The organism is Vibrio sp. 10N.222.46.A1 (assembly GCF_041473595.1).
GTDB lineage: Bacteria > Pseudomonadota > Gammaproteobacteria > Enterobacterales > Vibrionaceae > Vibrio > Vibrio tasmaniensis_A.
This window is the reverse complement of record NZ_JBFRSN010000637.1, coordinates 1-6,987: the sequence shown is the minus strand read 5'-3', so window position 1 is coordinate 6,987 and position 6,987 is coordinate 1. Positions and strand designations below refer to the sequence as shown.

The following is a 6,987-nucleotide window of genomic DNA, read 5'->3' as shown; positions in this document are numbered from 1 at the left end:
GCTCAAGCTGCAAAGACAAGTTAACGACACTCGCCGAGAAATGACCTCTAGCGAACTCAAAATCCCTCTTCTACGTTCAGCAATCAAAGAAGCGATGCTCAGTCGTATCGATGCTGCATTGAACTTCCGATCAGAACAACAAGAGAAGCTAAACCAAGCACAAGATAAGCTCTCTGCAATGACGGAATCAGCGGTTGGCCTTGAAGACAGAGTTAATCGAACTGTAGTAGTTTCTCCAGTAACAGGAACCGTCAAAACGCTTGGTATTAATACCGTAGGCGGTGTTATCCAGCCGGGTATGGACATTGTTGAGATTGTACCAACTGAAGATTCCCTATTAGTTGAGGCGAAAATTGCTCCACAAGATATCGCATTCCTCCGTCCAGAATTGAGCGCTGTGGTTAAATTCAGTGCCTATGACTTTACTAAATATGGTGGTTTAGTGGGTGTGTTAGAACACATCAGTGCTGACACCACTCAAGATGAAGAAGGCAATAGTTTTTACATCGTGCGTGTTCGTACCGAGAAGTACAGCTTTGGGGCTAATGAAGAGCTGCCTATCATTCCTGGTATGACCGCTTCTGTCGATATCATCACCGGCAAAAGAACCGTGCTTGAATATATGTTGAAGCCAATTTTGAGTGCTCAAAACAATGCACTAAAAGAGTAAGGACGGTTAATGCTTGATAACGTCTTCCTACGAGCAGTGAAAAAACAAGAGCAGCAGCAATGAAGTCTCGGTTTTCGTTATTGCTACTGTTCCTTACCTCTTTTACTTCCGGGGCACTGAACAAGAGTGACCAAAGGTGGATCGACGCAGTCTCTGTAACCTACGGAGAAAGAGCAGGGAAGCGAGTGTCGACATGGCGCTCAAATATGACGTCGTACGCAGGGTTAAGTGAAAAAGAGAAACTCGATTCGGTAAATCGGTTCTTCAACCAAATGTACTTTGTCGATGACAGTATACTTTGGGGAAAGAATGACTACTGGGCGACACCGCTGGAATTTTTGGGCAGTAACGCGGGTGACTGTGAAGATTTCACTATCGCAAAATACTTCTCTTTACTTGAACTCGGCGTCCCAGATAAGAAATTACGATTAGTGTATGTAAAAGCACTTGAGTTAAACCAATTCCATATGGTGTTGGCTTACTACTCTACACCCAGTGCAGAACCACTAATTTTAGACAACTTAAACCCTGAAATAAAACGCGGCTCCAAGCGCAGAGATCTACGACCGATATACAGCTTCAATGGTAAAAACCTATGGTTAATCAAGTCGGCGGCAGGCAGCGGCAAGTTATCAGGAAAATCTTCAAGATTGAGCTTATGGAACGACTTACGTTCGCGTGAGCGCTCTCTAAAATTAAACAAACCCATTATCAATTACGATGAGTAGGTACAATGACTTTATATAAACAGCTTGTGGTCGGAATGGTTGCGGTTTTCATATTACTGATGACCTCAGTTTTTATGATCGAATTCAATACCACCCGTGACTACTTAGAAGAGCAGCAACGCTCTGAAGTAAATAATACCATTAATACTGTTGGACTGGCGCTCGCCCCTTACCTCGAAGAAAAGGATCAAGTGGCTGTAGAGTCTGTTATCAACGCACTGTTTGATGGTAGTTCTTACTCTGTCGTACGATTGATTTTTTTAGACACAGGAGATGATATTCTTCGTTCATACCCTGTGAAACCAAGTGGTGTCCCACAATGGTTTACCAACCTGAATTTGTTTAAACCGATTCATGATCGCCGCGTGATTACCAGTGGTTGGATGCAACTTGCTGAAGTTGAGATAGTGAGCCACCCAGGCCCAGCCTATACTCAGCTTTGGGAGGCATTTACACGGCTAGTGACCTTCTTTGGAGCGATTTTCTTACTGGGTTTGATCTCGATTTCATGGATACTCCAACGAGCACTACGTCCGCTGTCATTAATCATAAAAAAAATGGATCAAATCGCCAAAAATCAGTTCGGTGAGCCTCTGGTTCGCCCTAAAACAAAAGACCTCATCTTAGTCGTCGACGGTATTAACCACATGTCGACTCAAGTTGAACTTGCATTTAAGAGCCAAGCACAAGAAGCGCAACGACTTCGTGAACGCGCGTATATCGATCCTGTATCTCAGTTAGGTAACCGTGCTTACTACATGTCTCAACTAACTCAGTGGTTAGAAGAGTCTAGTTTAGGTGGTCTGGCGGTGCTAAAAGCCGAATTTATTAGTGAAGAATATGATGACAAAGGCTATCAAGAAGGCGATGCCTTAGTTCACCAATTAGCTGAACAGCTACAGGCTTCTATTTCATCTCCAGATATTACTATCGCTCGTATTTCTAGTGATGAGTTTGGCTTCATTATGCCGAACATTGATGAAAATGAACTGAAACTCGTCGCGAGCAGCATCGTAAACTGCATTCAAAATCTAGGTTCAGATCCAACAGGTATGGCAAATCCACACATAGCTCTCGGTGTGACATACAGCAAGAAACGTAAAACCAGTACTGAAATCATGTCTTTGGTCGATAACGCACTGTCTAGCGCGAAAGCTAACCGTGAGCTCGCTTACGGTTACGTAACTGCTGACGACCATGGCGCTGTAATGGGTAAACAGCAATGGCGCATGTTGGTCGAAGAAGCAATCATCAATGACCTAGTAACTTTCCGCTTCCAAGCTGCAAATAATAGTTTTGGCAAAACCTATCACCAAGAAGTGTTCTCTGCGATTGAGAAAGAGGGGGTTCGTTACGGTGCCAACCAATACTTATACGCATTAGAACAGCTTGAAATGAGCCACATCCTCGATCAATACGTTATCGAGAAGATGATTGATAAACTGAATGCAAAAGAGCTTACGAGCCCCGTTGCTATCAATATCTCGCCAAGCAGTATTTCTCAGCCAAGCTTCATCCGTTGGATCGGAAAGTCTCTTGAGAAAAATGCGTCAATCGCTCATCTGTTGCATTTTGAAATTCCAGAAAACTGTTTCGTCAATGTTCCTCACTACACAGCACTATTGTGTAACACCATTCGCAACGCTGATGCGGTGTTTGGTGTCGATAACTATGGACGCAACTTCCAATCACTCGATTACATCAACGAGTACCGCCCTAGCTATGTGAAGCTGGATTACCTATTTACTCATAACCTTGATGACGAAAAACAGAAATTTACGTTAACGTCTATCTCAAGAACGGCTCATAACCTTGGTGTGACGACTATTGCGTCACGAATTGAAACTCAGACTCAGTTAGATATTTTGTCTGATAACTACGTAGAAGTGTTCCAAGGCTTCATTGTTGATAAATAGTTGTAAGGTTATATCGCATGCAAGATCCACTATTAAACTCACTGATCTACGTTAGTCGGTATTACGGGTTAGCCAACTCGCCCGAAGCGTTGATCAATGGGCTACCACTCTCTGATGGAAAGCTAACCCCTTTCCTATTCCCTCGCTCTGCCGAGCGTGCGGGGTTAGTGGCCAAAGAAAACCGTTCCGATCTAGAAAACATCCCTCACTTAATTCTGCCAGCCGTATTGTTACTCAAGCAAGGTGAGGCTTGCGTTCTTAATAGTATCGATATTGAGAAGCAAGAAGCCGAAATCATCACAACGGAAAGTGGGATGATGCCAATCGTCATCCCTATCGAAGAATTGAAAGAGCAATTCATCGGCCGTTACTTCTTAGTAAAGAAACAATTCCGTTATGATGAACGCTCACCAGAAATTTTAAAAACGCGCGAAGGTCACTGGTTTTGGAGCACGATTTGGCAATCTAAAAAAATCTATCGTGATGTGCTGATCGCATCAATTCTAATCAACCTTTTCGCTATTGCAGCTCCAATGTTTACTCGTTTGGTGTACGACAAAGTGGTACCAAACCTTGCGTTTGAGACGCTATGGGTACTCGCGAGTGGTATTTTTGTCGTCTTCCTCTTTGACTTACTTTTAAAGTTAATGCGAAGCTACTTTATTGACGTTGCGGGTAAGAAATCCGATATCCTGATTTCATCTAAGTTGTTCAGTAAGGTGCTCGGGATTCGTATGGAAGCGAAGCCTGCTTCTGTCGGTGCTTTTGCTAAAAACCTGCAAGAATTCGAGTCAATCCGTGAGTTCTTTACTTCGGCAACAATAGGCTCATTAATCGATTTGCCATTCGCTCTTATGTTCTTGGCGTTAATTTGGTTAATGGCTGGCAACCTTGTGTTTGTTCCTGTCGTTGGCGTGGTGATACTGATCATCTATGCGTTGTTAATACAAGGCCCGCTGCGTCGTACCATTGAAGAAGGCTCTCGCCTTGCTTCTCAGAAGTACGCAAACTTAATTGAGAGTTTAGCGGGGCTAGAAACCGTTAAGCTATTCAGCGCTCAAAGCCAGTTCCAATTCCGCTGGGAAGAAGCTGTTGCGCACATGGCGAACTGGAATATCAAGAGTCGTCGTATTACCGATAGCATCCAAAATACTGCTGGCTTTGTTCAACAAAGTACCAATGTGGGAATGATTATTTTTGGTGTGTACCTAATGGCAGAAGGCACTCTTACAATGGGTGGCTTGATTGCCGCTACTATGTTGAGTGGTAGAGCAATTGGTCCTCTTGTCCAGTTATCATTGCTTTCTACGCGTTATAACCAAGCGAAGTCATCAATGACCTTGATTGAACAAGTCATGTCGATGCCCAGTGAACAAGAGGAAGGTAAGCGATACATCCACCGTCCGATTATTCAAGGGCATATCGCGCTTGATAAAGTAACATTCCATTACCCTGATTCGCCAATCGCGTCTATAAGAGACCTGACTCTTAATATTAGTCCAGGTGAAAAGGTCGCGATTATTGGGCGAATTGGTTCAGGTAAAAGCACACTTGAACGCCTGATTATGGGCCTGTATAAGCCCACAGAAGGTCATGTTCGCATTGATGACACCGATATGGAACAACTTCACCATGTCGACGTACGACGCAATATAGGCTGTGTGCCGCAGGACAGTAACCTATTCTATGGCACGGTAAGAGACAACATTACCTTGGGACGCCCGTTGGTTGACGATCGTGATGTCATGGATGCTGCCAACCGTGCAGGTGTAACCGCTTTTACTCAGCAAGATCCGGCAGGCTTAGAACGCCAAGTAGGTGAAGGTGGTGGTTTACTCTCAGGAGGTCAACGTCAGTCGATAGCCATAGCTAGAGCCTTCCTAGGGCGCCCTCCTGTATTATTGATGGACGAACCTACCAGCGCTATGGATAACCGTTCAGAGATGCACATTAAGCATCAGCTGAGCCAGCTGTTACCTAGTGAGACTTTGATTCTTATCACCCACAAAACGTCGATGTTGGATATCGTAGATAGAGTGATTGTGATGGAGAAAGGCAGCATTATTGCCGACGGACCAAAATCACAAGTTCTGTCAGACTTAAAGCAAGGAAAGGTAAAAGCGGCAAGTTAAAGCGCTCATGTGACTTAAAGAATCAAACTAAATCAATATCAGCAAAAACAAAGGGGGAGCATCAGCTCCCCCTTTCTTATTTGTTCTAATGAGTGAAAACGGCTCGAACCGCTCTATTCTGTCTTGGGCAATTTCAGAGTCGCTCAATTACAATGAGATATCTTCTTTCTCCATTTTGAAAGAACATTGAATTTCATATTGATTGAACGAGAAAACACTGCCGCCGTGCGTTCTCTTAGTCGTCACCATCTCATCACCAAACAAAACAGATACACGGGTGTACACTTTCTCGTGCGCCTCTACTGTGCACTCGGCAAGGTTTGTCTCAAATTCAGCTTCGAGTGTATCCAACTGCGATTTAGTCTTCTCTATCGCTTGATTGTTTTTTTCCCGTTGCTGCTCAATCTCCAACGCTTGCTCTTCGCTTCTTTCCGCTTTTGGTCGCTTCTTAAATTCGAGTTCTTGACGGATGACGTCCATGGTTTGTTCTTGAGCGTGCTTATAAATCTCCTTCAGTTGAGCTATCTTTTTTTGATATCCCTCGAAGCGAGCAAAACCATGAACCTTAGTTGCTGTATCCCCTTCAACGCCTAAGAAAACACATTCCACTTTACCGCCGACTTTAGCTTCACCGCCACTAAGTGTGCCATGCTTCTTAAAGGTATCCATCACAATGAGGTTGTTGCCACAACGAATGTCGTTACTCATGCTATGTAGATTGAGTAGAATGTCATTGCCGGTTTGCAGTTCAGTATTCTGTGCGTAGCTTGCTGTGATAGAGCCTTTGCTAAGTACCTTACAGCTTTTTGGCTCATCCTCTTTGGTCGTATGACCAATAATTCCTTTCGCGACTTTTATATCCCCCTGAGCCTGAACTTCTGCAGATTCAATAAAGCCACCAACAGTAATGCTTCCGGTCGCCTTCACTATCATTCCAGGTTCTATATTCCCAGAGACAAACACATTACCTTTGAATTTAACGTGCCCAGTAGATACGTCGACATTGCTAACACATAAGGCGTCATCCACTTCGATACTTCGCTCTTTAATAATGGGCAGACCAGAGGATGAAGAAAGTAATAAATTAGGGTCGTCAGGGGAAATGTGGGTTCCTTTTCCTGGCTTAATCAAACTGTCTTGGCCCGGAAGGGGTGGGATAATTCGACCTTGGACGGTAAAGCCCGCAATACCTTTGGTGGCAGGAGTACGTTTCATTAGCGGGTCATTCTGGCCAACGGTAATGGTTTCGCCGAGATCTCGCATATCGATCTTACCGGCGTCTTTACTACGAGGCTTTAATACTTGATGAGTAATATCTTCAACCAATGCTGAAAACTTAGCATCTTTACCCTTCACAGCTGGAGAACCTTTGGCAACGGGCTGAGTAAATTTTTCACCCGGCTTTAGCTTGCTACTCATCATTAAGACTTTTCTAAGTGCTAGCTTATTAATTCCTTTCGTTATGTGAGCCTGAGCCAAGCAATGAATGATATCGCTGCCACGTAATGCCTGCCCATTATATGCCCCAGTTACAACAAGAC

General features: G+C 44.0%; 5 protein-coding genes. 4 read left to right on the top strand and 1 reads right to left on the bottom strand.

The window, feature by feature from the left end:
- The 4 genes from AB4496_RS17475 to AB4496_RS17460 all read left to right on the top strand — a co-directional run.
- On the top strand, nt 1–670 hold a 670-nt coding region (locus AB4496_RS17475), incomplete at its 5' end, for an HlyD family type I secretion periplasmic adaptor subunit (protein ID WP_372131483.1).
- A 59-nt stretch (nt 671–729) separates the two neighbouring features.
- The gene (locus tag AB4496_RS17470) at nt 730–1,398 is read left to right on the top strand and encodes a transglutaminase-like cysteine peptidase (RefSeq protein ID WP_012600028.1); all 669 of its coding nucleotides are present in this window, start codon (nt 730–732) and stop codon (nt 1,396–1,398) included.
- 5 nt (nt 1,399–1,403) lie between these two features.
- Entirely contained in the window at nt 1,404–3,314 is a 1,911-nt protein-coding gene (locus tag AB4496_RS17465) for a LapD/MoxY N-terminal periplasmic domain-containing protein (RefSeq protein ID WP_009846011.1), read from the top strand.
- Between the two features lie 17 nt (nt 3,315–3,331).
- Nucleotides 3,332–5,446 carry a type I secretion system permease/ATPase gene (locus AB4496_RS17460; RefSeq protein WP_009846012.1) on the top strand — a complete coding sequence of 705 codons (2,115 nt, stop codon included), beginning with the start codon at nt 3,332–3,334 and terminating at the stop codon, nt 5,444–5,446.
- A 147-nt stretch (nt 5,447–5,593) separates the two neighbouring features.
- Here the strand turns inward: AB4496_RS17460 and AB4496_RS17455 are convergent.
- On the bottom strand, nt 5,594–6,987 hold a 1,394-nt coding region (locus AB4496_RS17455), incomplete at its 5' end, for a FapA family protein (RefSeq protein ID WP_372131481.1).